This window comes from Gracilimonas sp. B-17, from assembly GCF_056857935.1.
The window spans coordinates 1,297,103-1,315,019 of record NZ_JBSXOA010000012.1; the positions used below are offsets into that span (position 1 = coordinate 1,297,103).

The 17,917-nt window shown below is 43.3% G+C and carries 13 protein-coding genes; 11 read left to right on the forward strand and 2 right to left on the reverse strand.

Annotated elements, in window-relative coordinates:
* The first annotated feature begins 51 nt into the window (after positions 1 to 51).
* Entirely contained in the window at positions 52 to 741 is a 690-nt protein-coding gene (locus tag AC13FX_RS14025; RefSeq protein ID WP_482881485.1) for a carboxypeptidase-like regulatory domain-containing protein, read from the forward strand.
* Here AC13FX_RS14025 and AC13FX_RS14030 read toward each other — a convergent pair whose 3' ends face one another.
* A complete protein-coding gene (locus AC13FX_RS14030) occupies positions 742 to 1,092 on the reverse strand; it encodes a hypothetical protein (RefSeq protein ID WP_482881486.1) in 351 nt (116 codons plus the stop codon).
* 325 nt (positions 1,093 to 1,417) lie between these two features.
* Here AC13FX_RS14030 and AC13FX_RS14035 point away from each other — a divergent pair, with 325 nt between their 5' ends.
* The 7 genes from AC13FX_RS14035 to AC13FX_RS14065 all read left to right on the forward strand — a co-directional run bounded on the left by AC13FX_RS14035 (position 1,418) and on the right by AC13FX_RS14065 (position 12,200).
* Positions 1,418 to 1,894 (forward strand): hypothetical protein, encoded by a 477-nt coding sequence (locus AC13FX_RS14035; protein ID WP_482881487.1) that lies wholly within the window; start codon positions 1,418 to 1,420, stop codon positions 1,892 to 1,894.
* 281 nt (positions 1,895 to 2,175) lie between these two features.
* The gene (locus AC13FX_RS14040; protein WP_482881488.1) at positions 2,176 to 5,172 is read left to right on the forward strand and encodes a tetratricopeptide repeat protein; all 2,997 of its coding nucleotides are present in this window, start codon (positions 2,176 to 2,178) and stop codon (positions 5,170 to 5,172) included.
* Between the two features lie 236 nt (positions 5,173 to 5,408).
* Complete coding sequence (locus AC13FX_RS14045; RefSeq protein WP_482881489.1) at positions 5,409 to 8,036, forward strand: autotransporter outer membrane beta-barrel domain-containing protein; 2,628 nt, start codon at positions 5,409 to 5,411, stop codon at positions 8,034 to 8,036.
* 393 nt (positions 8,037 to 8,429) lie between these two features.
* A complete protein-coding gene (locus AC13FX_RS14050) occupies positions 8,430 to 8,945 on the forward strand; it encodes a hypothetical protein (protein WP_482881491.1) in 516 nt (171 codons plus the stop codon).
* 267 nt (positions 8,946 to 9,212) lie between these two features.
* Positions 9,213 to 9,809: a hypothetical protein gene (locus tag AC13FX_RS14055; RefSeq protein ID WP_482881493.1), complete on the forward strand. Its 597-nt coding sequence runs from the start codon at positions 9,213 to 9,215 to the stop codon at positions 9,807 to 9,809.
* Positions 9,810 to 9,967: 158 nt separating this feature from the next.
* Positions 9,968 to 11,062 carry a DUF3419 family protein gene (locus AC13FX_RS14060; protein ID WP_482881494.1) on the forward strand — a complete coding sequence of 365 codons (1,095 nt, stop codon included), beginning with the start codon at positions 9,968 to 9,970 and terminating at the stop codon, positions 11,060 to 11,062.
* 4 nt (positions 11,063 to 11,066) lie between these two features.
* Entirely contained in the window at positions 11,067 to 12,200 is a 1,134-nt protein-coding gene (locus AC13FX_RS14065) for a hypothetical protein (protein WP_482881496.1), read from the forward strand.
* 28 nt (positions 12,201 to 12,228) lie between these two features.
* Here AC13FX_RS14065 and AC13FX_RS14070 read toward each other — a convergent pair whose 3' ends face one another.
* On the reverse strand, positions 12,229 to 13,773 hold the full coding sequence (locus tag AC13FX_RS14070) for a sodium-dependent transporter (protein WP_482881497.1): 1,545 nt from the start codon (positions 13,771 to 13,773) through the stop codon (positions 12,229 to 12,231).
* 175 nt (positions 13,774 to 13,948) lie between these two features.
* Here AC13FX_RS14070 and AC13FX_RS14075 point away from each other — a divergent pair, with 175 nt between their 5' ends.
* From AC13FX_RS14075 to ybeY, 3 genes are all read left to right on the forward strand, one after another.
* Positions 13,949 to 16,930 (forward strand): glycosyltransferase family 117 protein, encoded by a 2,982-nt coding sequence (locus AC13FX_RS14075; protein ID WP_482881498.1) that lies wholly within the window; start codon positions 13,949 to 13,951, stop codon positions 16,928 to 16,930.
* Between the two features lie 67 nt (positions 16,931 to 16,997).
* Complete coding sequence (locus AC13FX_RS14080; protein ID WP_482881500.1) at positions 16,998 to 17,444, forward strand: hypothetical protein; 447 nt, start codon at positions 16,998 to 17,000, stop codon at positions 17,442 to 17,444.
* 17 nt (positions 17,445 to 17,461) lie between these two features.
* Entirely contained in the window at positions 17,462 to 17,908 is a 447-nt protein-coding gene (gene ybeY, locus AC13FX_RS14085) for an rRNA maturation RNase YbeY (protein ID WP_482881501.1), read from the forward strand.
* Positions 17,909 to 17,917 lie beyond the last annotated feature (9 nt).

The following is a 17,917-nucleotide window of genomic DNA, read 5'->3' on the forward strand; positions in this document are numbered from 1 at the left end:
TCGTTTCCCATTAAGACACGAATTCGGTTAACAAAACAATTCCAATTATTAATGCAGAAAGTTACCCAACATAGCTTGTTATTATTTTGCTGCATCATTTTATTTCAATTGCAGGCAATAGGTCAGAATGCTTCAAATTCTGTCACCTTAACCGGTAAGGTAGAAGCTGTTGTCGACACCAGTGGTCTTTTCTATTCACCACCGAATAAAATTAAAAATGACCCCTACGCACTCCCCGGTGCTACTGTCGTTGTAATGGACTTAGACTCAACTATAATTACAGGGTCTGTAACTGATCAAAAAACCGCGACCTTTAAAATTGAAGGGCTGACTCCCGGTAATTACCTTTTAAGTACATCCCTTATCACCTACGAAACTAAGTATGAAAGTTTAGCTGTCACTAATAGTGACTCTCTATTTATTGAGATAACTTTAGGTACAGTTTACGACCCTTCAGACTTACCGTTTAATGGCAAAAATGCTATTTCTGACCTGAATTCCGGCATCATAAAATTGAAAATATGGGGAGAGGTTATTGGTGGTAAGCATCCCTTTTACGATCCAGACAGACAAGAGAAGTTTGGGTATGACATTGAATACGTTTACAAAAAATATGAAGGTGTTTTCGACCAGCAATGGGAAAAGCTAAGACAGGCAACAATTCGGTATAACCGGGTTGTAGATGAATACCTGTCTGATGAGTATGGTGAGAAATGGGAAGGTTTAAGTACGTATTGGTAACTATTTAGTCAACTCTATACCACCGGAAGCATCTGCCCCTAACCCATCATTTAGGTAAAGGTAGTTCGCCAAAGGTGAGACCCTAAAATGATCGGGGAGTTCGGTTACATAAAAGCGGATCGAACTGTCATTGATCCTGCTGATCCTGGCTTTTCCCCTTCCGGGTATGTAACCTGAGATGAAATTGAATTCCAGAGTATTCGGACTGATTATTTTTGAATTGGTCAGAGTATATTGAGGAGTCTCACCTGAAAAGTCAGTGCAATCACTGGCGCCTCCCAGGATCCTTCCATCAGTCATGCAATGCCAGCCTATATATCCATTTCCGTCCTCTGTGAGCTCCAGAGACATCACAATGTCGCCCTGCTCGTTTCCGTTTCAAACGACCATTTGCCTTCCCAGGTAAAAGAAGAGGTAAGTTTCTCATCATTCTGAGAATTGCTTGATATTTGAGACGTTTGCTCTTCCAAATACAGTCTACCCATCAATGTGACTGTCATCAGTATTATAATAAGGCTTACCTTCATGGTATATTATTTAATGTCGTTTATTCCGTTACGATTAGATCTCGTACAAAAGTAAGGTTTCTTTTAAAAGAAAAGGAACTTAAGCTCGTTAAGTGTAGGCCATCTCGTGCCAGATCTATAATTGAAATACGAAATCATGCTTTAAACCAGTGATCAAAACACTCACAATCATACTTTTCATATCATTATCATTGCTCGGGTGTAATGAGCCTGTAGCGGTCATTGATTCCCCGCCCCTGCCCAGGCATGATCTTCAAATAGATGGAGACATGACGTTTCAGGGTGAGATCACATGGTCGGCTCGGGAAAATAGTATAGACACCCGGATTTGGACTGAAAATGTCGGTACGAATTCGGCAAGGATCGAAACCGGTACCTGTGCCTTCAATATCATTGCCTACAATGCAGACGGGGAACCCGTTTGGTATAATCGTATGCAAGAAAACTATATCTGTTTTGATGAACTGTTAGTGTATAGGATCGCTCCCGGGCAAAGGCTGCCGTTATCCGATCAATCTTACCTAAGTGGTACCAAATGGGCTAATCCCATACCTGCCGGTAACTGGACATTTAAAGCCCGGGCATTTACAGCAGAGGGTGATACTGTTGCATTTGAATTGAACTGACAGGATGTTTTAACTACTTCTTGACATAGGCGTATGCACGGTTATGATGGAAACTTGTTTCTTTGATATTAATTTCGCTACTTCAAAGGAATTATGATCCCTTTGTTCTTTGAGTGGTGGTACTTGTTCTAATTTATTTTTATGACTTTCTGTGGGAAAAAGAAAATGGATAGAAATTTTCCCTCTTCAAGGTTCCTGCATTTATAACAACCTATTAAATTTTAGTGAAGCTAATTTGGATTTATGTTGCTTCACACCAAGTAACCTTTCCCAATACTATTATGATGGGTGTAAAAAATAATCGGGTAAGAACTCTACTCTTTTCATCAATACTGGTCATATTGATCTTTACTCCTCTTGACTTGTTTTCACAATCCGGGAATGCAGTTCAAGAAGCTCCGAAAAGTGTTGATGAATTGCTCGAACTAGTCGATAAGTGGATCTTCAATGATCCGGTACAGGCAAAGAATTATGCGGAGCAGGCTTTGGAACTAAGCAGGGAAACCGACATCCCGGAAGACGAGATCAAGTCTCTTTATGTAAATGGCGAACTTCTGATGCGTGCTTCAAACCGAACCGAAGCACTCCCCTTTTTTGAAGAAGGCATTGAAAAGGCAGAAGCTTTAAATATCCAATCACTCATAGCCAAAGGACACTATCATCTGAGCCGCTATTATGAAAGTAATGCCAATTTTTCAGAGGCCATTAGCAGGTCACAGAATGCACTAATATTATATAAAGAACTTGGGCTTGAACCGAATGTTGCAAATACGAATAATTCACTGGGCCGCATTTATCAAGAGTTAGGAGATTTCACTACATCCCTAACTTACTTGTTTGAGGCCCTTAGAATTAATGAAAAGTTGGGCCGTAAGACTAGTACTGCAGTATCTCACACTATTATTGGCAATTTATATTTGAAAAACGGGAACTATGATGAAGCCACCCGTCACTTCCATCTGGCTCTTGAGATCGATGAAGAAATGGAAGACAAAACCGGGATAATGATAAGTAAACTAAATCTAGGTGCTGCCTACCAGAGAAACGAGGATTATGATACGGCCATGAGATACCACGAGGAAGCTCTTGAACTGGCGAGGGAACTGAAGTACAAAAATGACCAAGCTGTTATACTGGCCAATATCGGCACTACTTACCGAAAGCTGGGTTTAGCTGAAGAGAGCCTTCCCTACATGTTCGAGGGCCTTGCCATTAAACGTGAAACCGGATCCAATATCACTCCGACACTGAATGGTATCACAGAGGCTTATCTTGCACTGGAAGATCACGAGCAGGCATTGGCTTTTGCAACCGAGGCCGAACAATCGGGGATTGACCGTAGTGATCTGGATCGCCTTCGCTATACCTATCTGAACATGGCTTCGGCCAATGAAGGGCTTCGGGATTTTGAATCAGCTAACCGTGCTTTACGAAAGTATATCGAGATCAGAGACAGTTTGTTTACCATAGAAAGAGAGAAACAGATAAATGAACTGGAGATACTCTATGAAACTGATAAACAGGAACAAACCATCTCCATGCTCACCCTCGAGGCGGAAAATGCTTCATTTCGCCGGAACACTTATCTGGCATCCGGTATCCTGGTTTCAATGATACTGTTGCTACTCTATTCCGGTCAAAGATACAAAGCCAGAAAAAACAGGCAGCTGCTTGATAAAAGCGAAGAGGTAGCCAGAATGAAATCCAATTTCTTCTCCAACATTTCGCATGAATTCAGAACCCCTCTCACGCTGATATCAGGCCCTATTGAGCAGATCAAAGCTTCTACAGATGATCCCAAGATTCACAAGCAACTCAGTATCATGCAAAAAAACAGCCGCCGGCTTTTGTCACAAATCAACCAGCTTCTGGATCTGTCTCAACTTGAATCTGGGAACCTGACATTAAATGTAAACAGATCGGATATTATTTCATTGATCAGGGGTGTAACCATGTCTTTTCAGTCTTTGGCTGATATGCGGCAGATCAGTCTTACAACCGAAGCCGAAGCAGAATTTCCGGAAGCATGGATCGACCGCGATAAGATCGAAACCATTCTGATCAATCTTCTAAGTAATGCCATCAAATTTTCCCCCGATGGTAGTGAGGTGAGTGTGAAAGTTTCACAACAGGAGAGATCTAATGAGCTTACATGGTGCAGGCTTGAAGTGACAAACAGCGGTGAAGGCATTTCTGAGCAAGATCTTGACCATATATTCGACCGCTTTTATCGGGGATCTGAAACAGAATACTCCGGCACTATAGGATCCGGTATAGGCCTGGAACTCACAAAAGAGTTAGTTCAGCTTCACCATGGCGAGATCCGGGCTCAAAGTTCGCCTTGGCAGGGCACTGTATTTATCGTAGAACTCCCCATTTCTGAACGGTACTATAGTGATTCGGAAAAAGTCACGGTTTCATCGAGCGAGATCAATAAAAAGAAGACTAAAGATGTTACAGGAGATGAACAACCTAATGACGAAACACTGCCTCAATCTACAGCCGATGCTGCGGCTCCTCTCCTGCTACTTATCGAAGACAACGAGGATGTAAAAAACTACCTTACGGATATATTGAATAAAATGTATCGCCTCATCACTGCACCCGACGGTGAGGCGGGTGTTGATCTTGCAATCAGGGAAATTCCGGATTTAATAGTAAGCGATGTAATGATGCCGAAGATGGATGGATATAAGGTGGCAAAAACGCTGAAACAGGATGAAAAAACCAGCCATATTCCACTTATTCTTCTTACCGCAAAGGCATCGCATGATGACAAAATACAGGGGCTCAAAACCCATGCCGATGATTATGTTACAAAACCCTTCCGTCCCGATGAGCTTCTGATCCGGGTTGAAAACCTGATCACCTCCCGAAAGAAACTAAAGGAAAAGTATAACCGGAAGATCGAGATCAAACCAGAAGCGCTTTCCACAAAATCCATGGAAGAAGCGTTTCTTCTGCGGGTAGTGAATAGTATTAAAAAACATATAGTTGATGAAGATTTTTCTGTAGATCATCTTGCCAGGGAAGTGGGTATGAGCCGATCGCAGCTTCACCGAAAGTTGGTGGCCCTTACTGACCTGTCAGTAACAGATTTCATCCGTTCCTACCGCCTAAATCTGGCCAAAGAAAAAATCGAAAACCATACAGGAACCATCTCTGAAATAGCATATGAGGTTGGTTTCAACAGCCCTTCTTATTTCAGTAAAGCTTTCAAAGAGAAGTTTGGGGTAAGCCCAAGTAATTTTAAGAGCGATAATGATGATAAAATTTAAGTTTTTGAATACAAAAGTACCTTCTCTTGTTGGCCCTTTTTCTCTATCAACTGCTACCACAATTCATTTGTGATTTGTTGTTTTGTAGCCTCATATACCGTTTTTTGCAACTACAGTACTACACTTTGCAACGTGAGTTACAGCGATGAATGACTTCGGAAATTAGTTTGCCATTGCAGATTCGGGTTCTCAAACCGGAACTGATAAATCAATGGTAACTAATAAATCCGGGTATTATGAAAAAACTAAACTATTCCTACCTCTTATTTCTTGCAGGCATTTTAGCCGTACTACTAACATTAAGTTCTTGTGGAGATAACTCAACAGGACCTGATGTCGATCAACCAAATGAACCCGTGAAACCCACAGAACCCATAGATCCTCCACCATCTGATAATTTTAAAATAATTTCAGATGATGTAACTGAGACCGACAATGGTTACAGGTTTGAAGGTACTCTAGTAGGTATTAATGGAAATGGTGCCGAATTTTCAATTGGCGAAGGTGAATTTGAAGTAGAACTTGATGCCAATGGTGTGATCATTTCAATTTCAGGTACCGGTTTACCCGAATTTCCTGACATTGGGATTTATAAGGAGATTCTTAAAGATTTCGCATGGGAAAAAATCGAATCGCACATTCTTTACAAAAAGGGAAGTGAATTCCTGGAAGAGTTCAATACTCAGGTACCGCTTAACCCCGACAGGTTTTACATCACGTACAGGGTATTTGACGAGAGCAAAGACGGCGACTTTGAACTGAGGGGGATCGGAAATAGCATCATTCACAATTTCAACGAGATCTATATTGACCTGGAAGATCCCGCTATCTTCCTGAAATTCCAGCTTTGGAAGCCCTCCGGCAAGGACGCCACCAAAGTAGCTGAAAAATTCTGGCAAAAAGCGATGCAAAATGCACAGGCACTCGGTCAGAATGTGGCAGGTTACGCGGGAGCCCCCAATATGATTCTTGGATTATCCAATACCGGAACCTTTCTGACACCGGAATATGAACCAGGTATTGAAGATTCTGAGGTGTTTGAAGAATTGTATGGTTTTCAAGGTATAGAGAGCAAAGAGGCAAATATGTATCTTGGGTTATCTGGTGTGCCGATTCCCGGAACATATGTATTGCGTCTCAACGGAGAAGTTTATGTTCATTCGCCCCTGATCGAATCCGTTGACGGATCCGGAAATATTGACAGCGTACTCGATTGGCTTAATGAGTTGGAACAGGCCCCCGCAAGGCAATCATACGCCGGTTCCATGGATTTTGGCGGAAAGGGTATCGGCCTAATTCTGACAGGTCTTCTTCCTACTGTAAATGACGTTGTTGGAAGAGATATTTTTAGTGAAGATATCAACATAGATCTTATCGATGGATTCTATCAGGAAGAGTTCCTACCTGAACAACCCGGCAGTTTCAAACTTGGTGGCGGTATCCAAAAACCGATAGTCTTCGATATCTTCGGTCCTGATATTCAACAGTATCTTGTTTCTCAACCCGATATAAATGGATATATCTATCTGGATGTACCCGACAATCTCGATGAAGCATCACTTTTCATAGAGCAGGCACAGCAGATCATCGTTCCAACCTATGGTGAAATTGATCTGAGTGACAGCCATTTCAAAATTGACAAGAATGGGTTCAATTTCTTCGCACGAACCGGATTTAATGTAGGCCCGATAACACTGGAAAATGCACTGGAAGGTATGTTTTCGGGTGATGGGTACTCCCTATCCACACTGGTTGAACGGGATATCACGCTGGCAAATGATGTCATCCTTACTAACAGAGAACTGTTCATGAGTATATCCAGCGATTCGGGGGCTACGGTGTATGGTCAGATCATTCTTCCTTTCAGTATCGGAGAAGCCCGTGTTAACGGACAGGTATCGACCGAAGGCTTAACGATGAGTGGAATGTTAAGCCAGGGATCACAGCTAGCCATTAACACCGGATTAAATTTGCCCACACGTGATTTTGAGATGACTGTATCTACAGATCCGAACCGCATACTGGAACTGTATGGTGAGACTCAGATCCCCTTTGTCGGGTACAATCAGGTGACAGGCATTATCAGTCAGAATCAATTCCTGTTCGAAGGTGAAGTCGACAGAACTTTGACGTTTGGGGCGCTTGAAATCCCGGTTGCCAATGGCAGTTTATGGATCGACAGCAATTCGGGTGTATTTTTGGATGGATCATACGAAATACCCTATTTGGGATCCCGAATGGCAGAAGGTGAAATCACAAATGAGCATATCTATCTTGCCGGTGCTGTGAATGAAGATCTCACATTCAATGCCGTTGAATTGCCTATGGCAAATGGTAACGTGACTTTGAGCAACTCCGGAACTTCACTGAACGGCACACTCACATTACCCTACAATCTCAGAACAACTAACGTCAGTGGATCGATAACTCAAAGTGCTATGAATCTGACCGGCAGTATGGCCAGTGCACTAACTTTTTACGGCCTAAATTTTCCTGTAACAAATTCGACCGTTACAGCAAGCACAAATTCAGGGGTAACTGCAGCATTTAACATTAGGCTTAACAATAACCTGAATGCTCGGGTTACGGGCACAGTTAATCAAAGCGGTTATGTTTTTACCGGTTCCAATAACTTTGTCAGAGGTGCAACCTATTTAGGAGTATCAGCATCAGTTAGAGGTAGTATTACAACCAGGTTAACCCAAAATGGAATATCGTTAACAGCGAATGGTTCACTCACCTATACCGGTGCATTGGGTAATACTATTACGGTTCACAGCGGAAACCTGAATGTTCAAACTGACTGGCAGAACCGATCGGTCAGAGTCTGTGTACCAGGCACCAATGTTTGTGTAAACATTTAAAAACTATGTTTTATAACATCAGTGAGAATCATTAATACCTGAAAGCCGGTCGGCTGATCGCCACCGGCTTTCATTTATTTCATTAAGAACAATATGGAGTCTTTTCAGCATGGAGGAACGGAAAGGTATAAACCATGTATCATCTGATGGAAGAAAGGAATGTTATTGTACCATCAAAGACACGGATACCCTTCTACTGCCACGGATCTCCCTCATCATCCGTAATTTCTTTACCAAGCAGGGTCAGGTCTGATCTCTTATAATGATCAATAGGAAATATATTACACTGCAATATAATATTATATCCGTTTCTATATTATTCTAAGGACAACTTGAATTATTACTTCTTATGTGACAAGTTAATAAATGTAGTTTTAATAAATATCCAATGTCATGAGAGCTTCTATTCTAATATTACCCATGATCATATTTGCAGTGGCAGGTTGTGTCAGCAGCGCCTCATTTGAACCTATACCACCAAAAAACGGGGAAATTATACAGGATCAGGAAATTGCATCCCAGATACGATCGTCCTCCTCTTCAACTACGATCGGAGAAGTTGAATATAGGATCGAATCATACACCTGGAGAGATTTTATGCCGATCGTGGATCCACCAATACAACTGATCTTAAAAAATACCCTGATTCGAACAGATGAAGGTCCTATCGATAGCTCCATAGAGGTTATACAGCAATATGTGGTCAAAGGAAGTGAGATCTGGCGTCCCGGTGATCTTGAGGTCAGGCATCATCAAAGCGATCCTGGGCGGCTTGATATAGTATCAAGGGAAGGTCCGACCTGGGAAACCGGTTCAAAGGTTAGTGTTGGGCTAAAGATCCGGGATCAGCAGACAGGTACACTCCACTGGTTGTCAAATGAAGGGATTGAGATCGTCAGAACGGATTAAAGGATCGGGCAGAAATCCTTACTCTTTCTGAAGCAGGTGGAGCAGGTGGAGCAGGTGGAGCAGAAATTCATGGGTTTGAAAGTAGAGAGCAAGAAAGTCATACCCCATTCAGATTTATACTTATCAAATATTTAATCCTGCAGGGTTTTTTCTGTCCTGAATGATCAACTTTTAACTACATGATCTATTTATAAAAAAAAGTAGGTTAAAACGAACCTAATGGAAATCTGATATCCGGTCCATTACTATTAAAAATGGAATTTCCTCATGAATATCGTAAATATCAGCGGTACGAGCAGATCATATCAAGCAGCAATACGCATTGTAAAGGCGATCATGGTTTTAATGATTTTCCAATTTATCATTAACATTAATTTATCAGCTCAGGAAGTCAGTACAATCCCATCTAAATCAGCTGCGACTGCAAGTACGATAGCATTAGCTGGATCGGTTATTCCGATCATGACCGGGATAGCAGTAAAAGAACCGGCCGGAATATTTTTGATACTAGGAGGGCTAATACTTGGCCCTACTTCAGGTTATGTTTATATGGATGAACCCGGGCTCGGTTTAAGATATGCCGGAATGAGGTCCTTGATTATGGGAGGATCCATTAGCTCTGTATTTTTGATCTGTTCCCTCGGTGATTGCAATTGGGGATTATTCAACGATGATACTGGCAGTGAATTTGATGTTGCAGTGATGATCATGGTATTTGGCACGGTTACCACGATGATTCACAATTTAGTTGACGTTTTTAGCGTCAAAAGGCGTGTCGATTCTCATGTGAAACGGCTCGCCATCTCTCCAACCTATTTTCCAGAGAACAAAACACCGGGTCTGAAAGCTGTATGGAAATTTTAATTAAGCATTTATCGGCTGAATTAGTCAATTACTGGGCATTTACTGCAAGTTTTTTTATCGGTCAATTATCAATAATGAGGCTGATCAAAATGATATGATGCAATTCATTCCAATATCTTTAAAAGAGAAACTAAAAGACCATTACCTCGGGAAATAAGATGTTTGATAAAAGCTACATATACGATTTCGGGGTATCACAGGATGATACAAGGAGTGAACTGAGAGCCCTGGATCTTAAAGAAAATGACCGGGTCCTTTGTATTGCCAGTGCAGGTGAGATTCCCCTGGAGTTGTTGGTAAACAGCCCCGGATCGGTCAAGATCGTTGCTTCTGATATAGCCATCTCACAGCTTCACCTGACACGGCTCAAGTTAAGTGCCGCTATTCATTTGGAGACTGATGAAGCCGCCCGCTTTTTGGGGTTTATGCCGGCTGGAACATCAGAAAGAGAAGCATGGTTTCAAAAGGTCAAACCCGGAATTTCAGTTGCTGAGATCAAATTCTGGAATGAGCACAAGTCCATCTTTAAATATGGACCGGTCAATCTAGGAAAATATGAGACCTATATGCGCCGATTCTCTCCATTGGGCCGCTTACTGCTGGGAGGCCATAAAAAACTGACCGGCCTCTTCGAAACCAACACCATTGAGGAACAAAAAAGCTATTTCGATAATGTATTGAGAGCGGGGCTATTGAAAAACCTGTTTAAGATCATGTTTCACCCAAAATTCTATAAAAAGAGAGGTATATCTGAACAGGGATTGATCCACTGGAAAGATCAACCACTGGCACTTCAATTCTATGAACAATTCAGAAACTTCTGCACCAATACACCGGTGAGAGAAAACTGGATGCTGCAATTTGTATTGTTCAATCGTGTGTTATTCGAAGCATCCCTCCCCGATTATTTGCAACCGGATGGCAGATCACGCTTACGGGAAGTATCAGAACGACTCCGTTTTACTGAAAAGTCTGTGACGGAGTGTATGCTTGCATCCGAAACAGGCTACTATAACAAGTTTGCCCTATCCAATGTCAGTGACTGGCTGACGGCAGAGGATTTTACGGAGCTATTGCAGTTGATAGCCCAACGAGCCGGACCTGATTCCCGGGGGCTGATCCGCTACATCCATTCTGCGAAGGTTACGGATCCTGACCTGGCAGATACTCTGGGTTTCGATAAAGAGGCCGGACAGATCCTCTTAGCAGAAGATCGTTTTCCATTTTATCGATTGATCCCTTTCAGTTTCTGATCTCATGAATAAAAATAAAAACATAACCCAGGAAACGAAAGATCTTTCAGGGTATCATGTGGAGGTGCTTTCGACTTCATGGAATGATAGGCTCCTTGAAATGTGCCGCCAATCACCCGTAAGAGCCGGTAATCTGAACATTCATTTCGACCGGTCGCCTGATATCTTTACCATACCAAGGATCACGTCATATTTCTACAGACCACTGGGTTTCTTTAACGGTGAAAAGCTGATCGGGTTTGCCATTGCCACCTACCAAAAAAGAAATATCAAGGGTACTATAACAGATGTGATTTACCTGGGAAATATGCACGTCACCGAAAGAGGGACGGGGCATATCTTCCTGAAAAAACTTACTGAAAGGGTCGTACAAATTGTGCAAGATCGGCCGGATGTAAAATATCTGTATGCCTATGTCATGGAAGGTAACAGGTCAGCCAAAAGACTGGCCAATATGGGACAGCTGAGCTCAAAACCGATGGGATCCATATCCATGTCAACTATCTTTACACTCAAACCGGTTGCACTGAATGACAGGTACCTGATCCGTAAAGCTACCCTGTCGGATGTTGATACGATCGTCGAATTGCTATCAAATGAGCACAAAAGGCATTTTCTATCCCCTGAAATAAACAGAGAGGTATTTCTCAACGAGTTGGAAATCAGGCCGGGTGTCAATATTGAAGATTACTACCTAGCCACCCGGGATGACAAGGTCGTGGGACTTTGCCTGGCATGGAATATGACCTCCTTTAAGAAGAACCGTATCAGGTACAATGGTAATAAAATGAAGTTACTTCGGCAGCTTTATAATCTTGTGGCACGATTGACCGGCAGCCCTCAACTTCCGGGATCCGGAGAAGCCTTTAAAGATATTACAATTGCCGAACATGCCGTATTGAACCGAGACCCCGAGATCCTGGAATCCCTTCTGAGATATATTTACCGTGAATATCGTGAAAAGGGATTTCAAACCATCATTATCGGGTGCAGTTCTGATGATCCGATCATACAGGCAACAAGACCATTTCTTTCAAGAGAGGTTCGGTCTAAGGTTATTATCGCTCCACTGCAAAAGGATTCAAAACATTGCTTCCGGTATGTTCCTTATATCTATGCTAATTCCATTCAGATCTGAAAACACCTTTATCTACGACTCTGAGGAGTCACTCCCCTTTAGCATTTGCAGTACCTGCACTCTTACCATCACTCTTCTGGATCTTTCCTCCCGAATCGCTTTTCATCAGTCGCTTACGGAAGAACCATACCAATGCGAGGGCAATACCCCACTGTACGACCACGGTCATCACTGAAAATGGGCTTAAAGGGTTGTACCAGGTATCAGGGGCATATTCTGCGGCAGAAAGGTACATCCACCATCCAAGCAGCGTCACAACCTCAACAGGCACCACATATTTGATGATGATCTCCCACCACTTTCCTAATGTGGCAGAACGCTCTTCTGTATTGATCAGCTCTTCACGGAACCTGGTGGTTCCATACTTGATGACCGCATAGGATATCAGAGCACCGGAAACCATGAGTCCCACACCCCATACAAAATCCTGATTAGCAAAGAAGTCCAGGTTGAGTGCTGATGGCATCCCGAAACCAAATCCGGCCAGGCAAATCACAATAGTCGCTCTTTTTCTTACAGCACCCATATCCACGAATACCTTAACAGCCAGTTCGATCATAGAGATCAGTGAACTGAAAGCAGCGAAGGTAAGTCCCAGGAAGAACAGGATGGCAAAGATCCCCCCGCCTCCCATGGTGGCAAACAGCTGTGGCATCCATATAAAGGTCAAACCGGTAGAAGCAGGTCCTGAGGTCTGCATGACTTCAAGGATCTCACCGCTGCCCATCGTTGGACTTAAGGTTCCGAAAACAGTAGAGAAAATGATAATAGCTGCAACCAGTGAGACTATGTTATTACCAATACCCGTTTGAAAAGCACTGACGGTCACATCATCACTTTTACGCATATAGGCCGCATAGGTCAGAATCAAACCCCATGCCGCACCGGTATCCCATGCATTTTGTGTCAAAGCTTCCAGCCAGATACCCGGTTTTTTCAGGGTTGACCAATCAGGCGTAAATAAATATTCGACCCCAAGGCCACTGCCTTCCAGTGAAAGTGCCTTGAACAGTGAGATCACCAACACCAATAGTAGGGATGGTATAAGCACTTTATTTACCTTTTCAATTGAAGAAATACCTTTTATGACGATGAAACCACCTACGCCCATGACTAAGGCATGACCTATCAAGGGCCAATTAGATCCCTGAAATCCCTCCCATATGGCGTTGGCCTGCTGGAGGTCGCCGGGCAGGGCCGATGTGATGGAAGTGATCAGGTAGTATAAACACCAGCTGGCCACCACACTATAGTAGAACATAATGGCCGTAGCTACAAAGCCAACAAAGCCACCCAGCCATCCGCGCTTTTCGCCAATAAGAGCCACGAAAGAACCAACAACGCCCTTTCGCCCATTTCTTCCCATTCCATATTCAGCGATGATGAGTGGAATTGACCACAACAAAAGAAAGCAAACCCAGGCAAACAGGAAGGCTCCGGCTCCCTCTTCCCCACCATTTTGAGCGGCAATTCGGGGGAACCGCCAGATATTACCGGTTCCAACGGCAATACCGAGCACACTAAGTATCATTCCCAGTTTCGAGGAAAAACGTTCTTTGGTTGGTTCTGACATAGGATTTAATTTTCAATTACAATACAAAAGCTATTCATCTCGTTTTGGCTGCGAGAAGTTTAAAATCTTCTGTATCTTATTTTGATTAATATGAGGCTGTGCTTATCATTGCGAGCCAATCATAAAGTGTATTCAACAATATTCCAAAACCTTTTTGAGCCGTTAACCTTTTTTTATGTTTTCAGATCACAAGACAACGAACAAGTATTTAGCACTTTTAGCATTCTTCGCCTCTCTGATCATCTATACACTAACGCTGGCTCCCACTGCGAGTTTTTGGGATGCCGGTGAGTTTATAGCGGTTGGCCACGGCCTTCAGGTCAATCACCCTCCGGGAGCCCCTTTTTACTCCCTGTTGGGCAGGGTCTTTTCCATGTTCATGCCTACGGCTTATGTGGCTGTGAGTATCAATTTTATCAGTGCCCTTTCATCTGCCTTGACCATCATGCTGCTTTATCTCATCATCGTACGCCTGGTACGCGAATGGAAAGGCGAACCTGATGCAATGAATTTCTTTGATCAGCTGGGAATGTATGGCGGCGCGTTTGTAGGAGCCATGACCTTCGCTGTGACCGATACCTTCTGGTTCAATGCGGTTGAAGCGGAAGTTTATGCCCTGTCCATGTTTTTTACGGCTATTGTAGTGTGGCTGGCTCTCAAATGGGCGGAAAACTATGACAAGGACTATAATGAACGCTGGCTGGTATTGATCGCCTACATGTTTGGATTGGCTATCGGAGTTCACCTGCTGAACCTGCTGGCCTTGTTCTTTGTGGCCCTGATCGTGTACTTCAAGCTTTATGATTTTGAATGGAAATCGTTCCTGATCATGGGAGCCATATCTGTGGTCTCTTTCTTTGCTATCTATCCATTCACCATCCAGAATATTCCAACTATTGCCAATGGTGTGGATGAAGCCACTTACGGTTTGATCGGTCCTATCACTTTTATATTCCTGATCATGGTGGTTGTGGCCTTTGCGATCTACTACACGCATATCAAGAAAATGCACCTGGCAAATATCATTGCCATCAGTTATGCCATGATCCTGATCGGTTTTTCTTCTTACTCGGTTATCATGATCCGGTCTATTGCCGATCCTCCCATTGATGAGAATGATCCTGAAACCACTGAGGCCTTCATCAGTTATCTTAAGCGTGAGCAGTATGGGGCAACTCCTATTCTGAAAGGCAATTATTTTGACGATAACACTCAGCAGATCACCAGAGATGCCGAGAAGTTATTCCCGCGCCGATACTCCCCTGCCCCAAATCATATCGATTACTACTCCCGTTACAGTTCTGACTGGGATTTCTTCTGGGATTATCAGGTGAATCACATGTATATCCGTTACTTCAACTGGAACTTTATTGGTCGTTCGGCTGATATTCAGGATGCCGGTTGGCAATCAGGATTCAGTGCCCCGGCTTACCCCAGCAATAAGGCAAGTAATGCTTATTTCTTCATACCCTTTCTGATCGGTCTATTTGGGATGATCTACCACTTTAATTCGGATTGGAAACGGGCTTTTGCCGTCCTGGCTTTATTCATTGTCACCGGGCTTGCCATTATTGTGTTCCTGAATCAAACCCCCTATCAACCCCGGGAGAGGGACTATGCTTATGTGGGATCCTTTTTTGCCTTTTCCATTTGGATCGGTTTGGGGGTGACCGGATTGATCGAAATGGTTGGCAATTCATTGAAAAACCGATGGGCCGGTGTTGGTGTCCTTATGCTTACGATGCTGGCTTCACCCGTTTGGATGGGGTACCAGAACTGGGACGATCATGACCGAAGTGGAAGGTACGTGGCTCCCGATTATGCAAGAAATCTCCTTGAATCTACAGCCCCTAACTCTATCATATTTACCAATGGAGACAACGATACCTTCCCTCTCTGGTATTTGCAGGAAGTTGAAGGTGTCAGAACCGATGTACGTATCGTTTGCCTGAGCCTGCTGAATACTGACTGGTATATCAAGCAGTTACGGGATCAGTGGTCACATGAATCTGCTCCCCTGCCTATTTCATTGACGGATGAACAGGTCGAACAGGTCACATCGGGTCTTTCCCAGTGGCAACCGCAACAGATCCAAATTCCGGTCAACAAAGAGATGCTGAAACAAGCGTTCTCTGATGACAGAAACTATAAGGAATCCATTGGTGTACCACAGGATACCTCGCTTCAGGTGTTGAGAAAAGGCATTGATTTTGAGATGCCGGTAGACTCTCTTGATGACGTGATGACCTGGCAGCTGGATGGCCGCCTTTATGGTCAGGATCAACAGGGCAACCGGATCTATTACCTCCAAACACAGGATCACCTGATTCTGGATATTTTAAAGACCAATAACTGGCTCAGGCCGGTTTACTTTGCAAATACGGTCTCCACACAAAGCCAGCTCAACCTGCAGGACTATTTCAGGACCGAAGGTAAAGCCTATCGTGTGGTACCAAAGAATTTCGGTGCCGGTCAGGATGGGTATATTGACACAGATATCTTCATTGATCGCCTCAATAATTTCCAGTTCCGTGAGTGGAATAACCCTGACGTGTATTTGGATGAGAATATCAGGCGGATGATGAGTAATTATCGGTTTAATTTCATGTCCTTAGCCATGAAATTCATGGAAAAAGGCAAACCCGACAGTGCCGGTTACTGGCTTAAATGGGGTGAGGACAAGATCCCATTCAGGCCGGATGAGACCAATGAATCCATTAAACTCCTGTACTCCGTTCGGTATGCTCAAGTTGGTTTGGGCGAGGATGCAGCCAGATTAGCTGATACAGCTGATGATCCCCTGCTGAATGATCTTAATTCAAGCTTAGATAATTTTGTTGAGGTTGAAACAAAATTCAACGAATTACGAAATGAATTTGAAAGCGCGAGAAGTCAGGGCAATATAAGCCGACAGCGCGAGATACGAACCGAATTGAATCAATTGAATGAAGATGCCCAGCAATACCTGACCCAGGTACGAACGGTCAGACAATCGCTGACGCTTGTTCAATACGCCTATTATATGGCCGGAGAAAATGAAAAGGCTGAGCAGTTAGCCCTGGAAGTTGACACTCTGATGGGGCCTGATTTCCCTGCCATGCCGGCCAGTAAAGAGGAAAGTGAGTCAGAGATCGGCCGTTATGGTTTAGGCATTTAACAGTAAATAGTACCTGTTTAATTATTTACCGCGGTATATTATATTAAAAGCATACTAATAAGCAGTTATGATCCACAAATTTACAAAAGAGAACATCGATGAGATCGCCAAGGTTCTTGGAACTTCTCCAAAACCACTAGGCAATGATGTATTCCGTTTTGAGGTTAAAAATGAGGACGACCCTCGTAAACTTGCACTCGAGATCCATCTTGGACTTCAGGTTGACGGTGAAACCATGAATATGGTATCCGTTTACGCCTACAATACCTTTCTTCAGTTGCATAACTGTACTGCATTCGTAGCCAGCGAAATGTTGCAACAGGTTACCTTCTTTGGAAGATCCGGTGAAAAAACCTCCGGACTTATAGTTGAGAAAACAGCCGGATGCAGTTTATATGCCAACGTTGATCAAGCCATTCTAAGCGGTGATTTCACCCAACTTCCCGAAGATCTCATGATGTGCGGTATCGCATTATCACTCACAGAGTCTATGGATGATGACTTTTCATTCTAAACTCACTAATTCTAACTATGAGTGAACCGTCTCTGCAGATATTCAACGAGAGTTCGGTCAACATTCCACTAGAACTAGAGACCGCCCAGCAGGTCCTATCTTTGATCGAGGACCAGGAAGAAGTTAGTTACAATTTTGTTGAGCTGGTTTATGTGGATGAAGACGAGATCATTCGGATCAATAAAGAGCATCTTGACAGAGATTACGTAACAGATATTATTTCTTTCAGGTATGACGAGGGTCCGGAAACAACAAATGAGATCGAAGGCACCCTCTTTTGTTGTGCCCCTCGCATTATGGAACAAGCCGGTGAGTTCAATGAACCTGCCGAGCGAGAATTCAGGAGAATATTTATTCACGGACTTCTGCACCTGATCGGGTATGATGATCAAACAAAAGAAGAAAAAAATGAAATGACCGGCCTGGAGGATAAATATCTGAGCCGGATCGATAAGAACAAATGAGTTGATTTA

Coding starts and splice junctions, on each gene's coding strand:
- AC13FX_RS14025 (WP_482881485.1), top strand. CDS start 52: ATGCAGAAAGTTACCCAACATAGCTTGTTATTATTTTGCTGCATCATT.
- AC13FX_RS14030 (WP_482881486.1), bottom strand. CDS start 1,092: ATGTCTCTGGAGCTCACAGAGGACGGAAATGGATATATAGGCTGGCAT.
- AC13FX_RS14040 (WP_482881488.1), top strand. CDS start 2,176: ATGATGGGTGTAAAAAATAATCGGGTAAGAACTCTACTCTTTTCATCA.
- AC13FX_RS14045 (WP_482881489.1), top strand. CDS start 5,409: ATGAAAAAACTAAACTATTCCTACCTCTTATTTCTTGCAGGCATTTTA.
- AC13FX_RS14050 (WP_482881491.1), top strand. CDS start 8,430: ATGAGAGCTTCTATTCTAATATTACCCATGATCATATTTGCAGTGGCA.
- AC13FX_RS14055 (WP_482881493.1), top strand. CDS start 9,213: ATGAATATCGTAAATATCAGCGGTACGAGCAGATCATATCAAGCAGCA.
- AC13FX_RS14060 (WP_482881494.1), top strand. CDS start 9,968: ATGTTTGATAAAAGCTACATATACGATTTCGGGGTATCACAGGATGAT.
- AC13FX_RS14065 (WP_482881496.1), top strand. CDS start 11,067: ATGAATAAAAATAAAAACATAACCCAGGAAACGAAAGATCTTTCAGGG.
- AC13FX_RS14070 (WP_482881497.1), bottom strand. CDS start 13,773: ATGTCAGAACCAACCAAAGAACGTTTTTCCTCGAAACTGGGAATGATA.
- AC13FX_RS14075 (WP_482881498.1), top strand. CDS start 13,949: ATGTTTTCAGATCACAAGACAACGAACAAGTATTTAGCACTTTTAGCA.
- AC13FX_RS14080 (WP_482881500.1), top strand. CDS start 16,998: ATGATCCACAAATTTACAAAAGAGAACATCGATGAGATCGCCAAGGTT.
- ybeY (WP_482881501.1), top strand. CDS start 17,462: ATGAGTGAACCGTCTCTGCAGATATTCAACGAGAGTTCGGTCAACATT.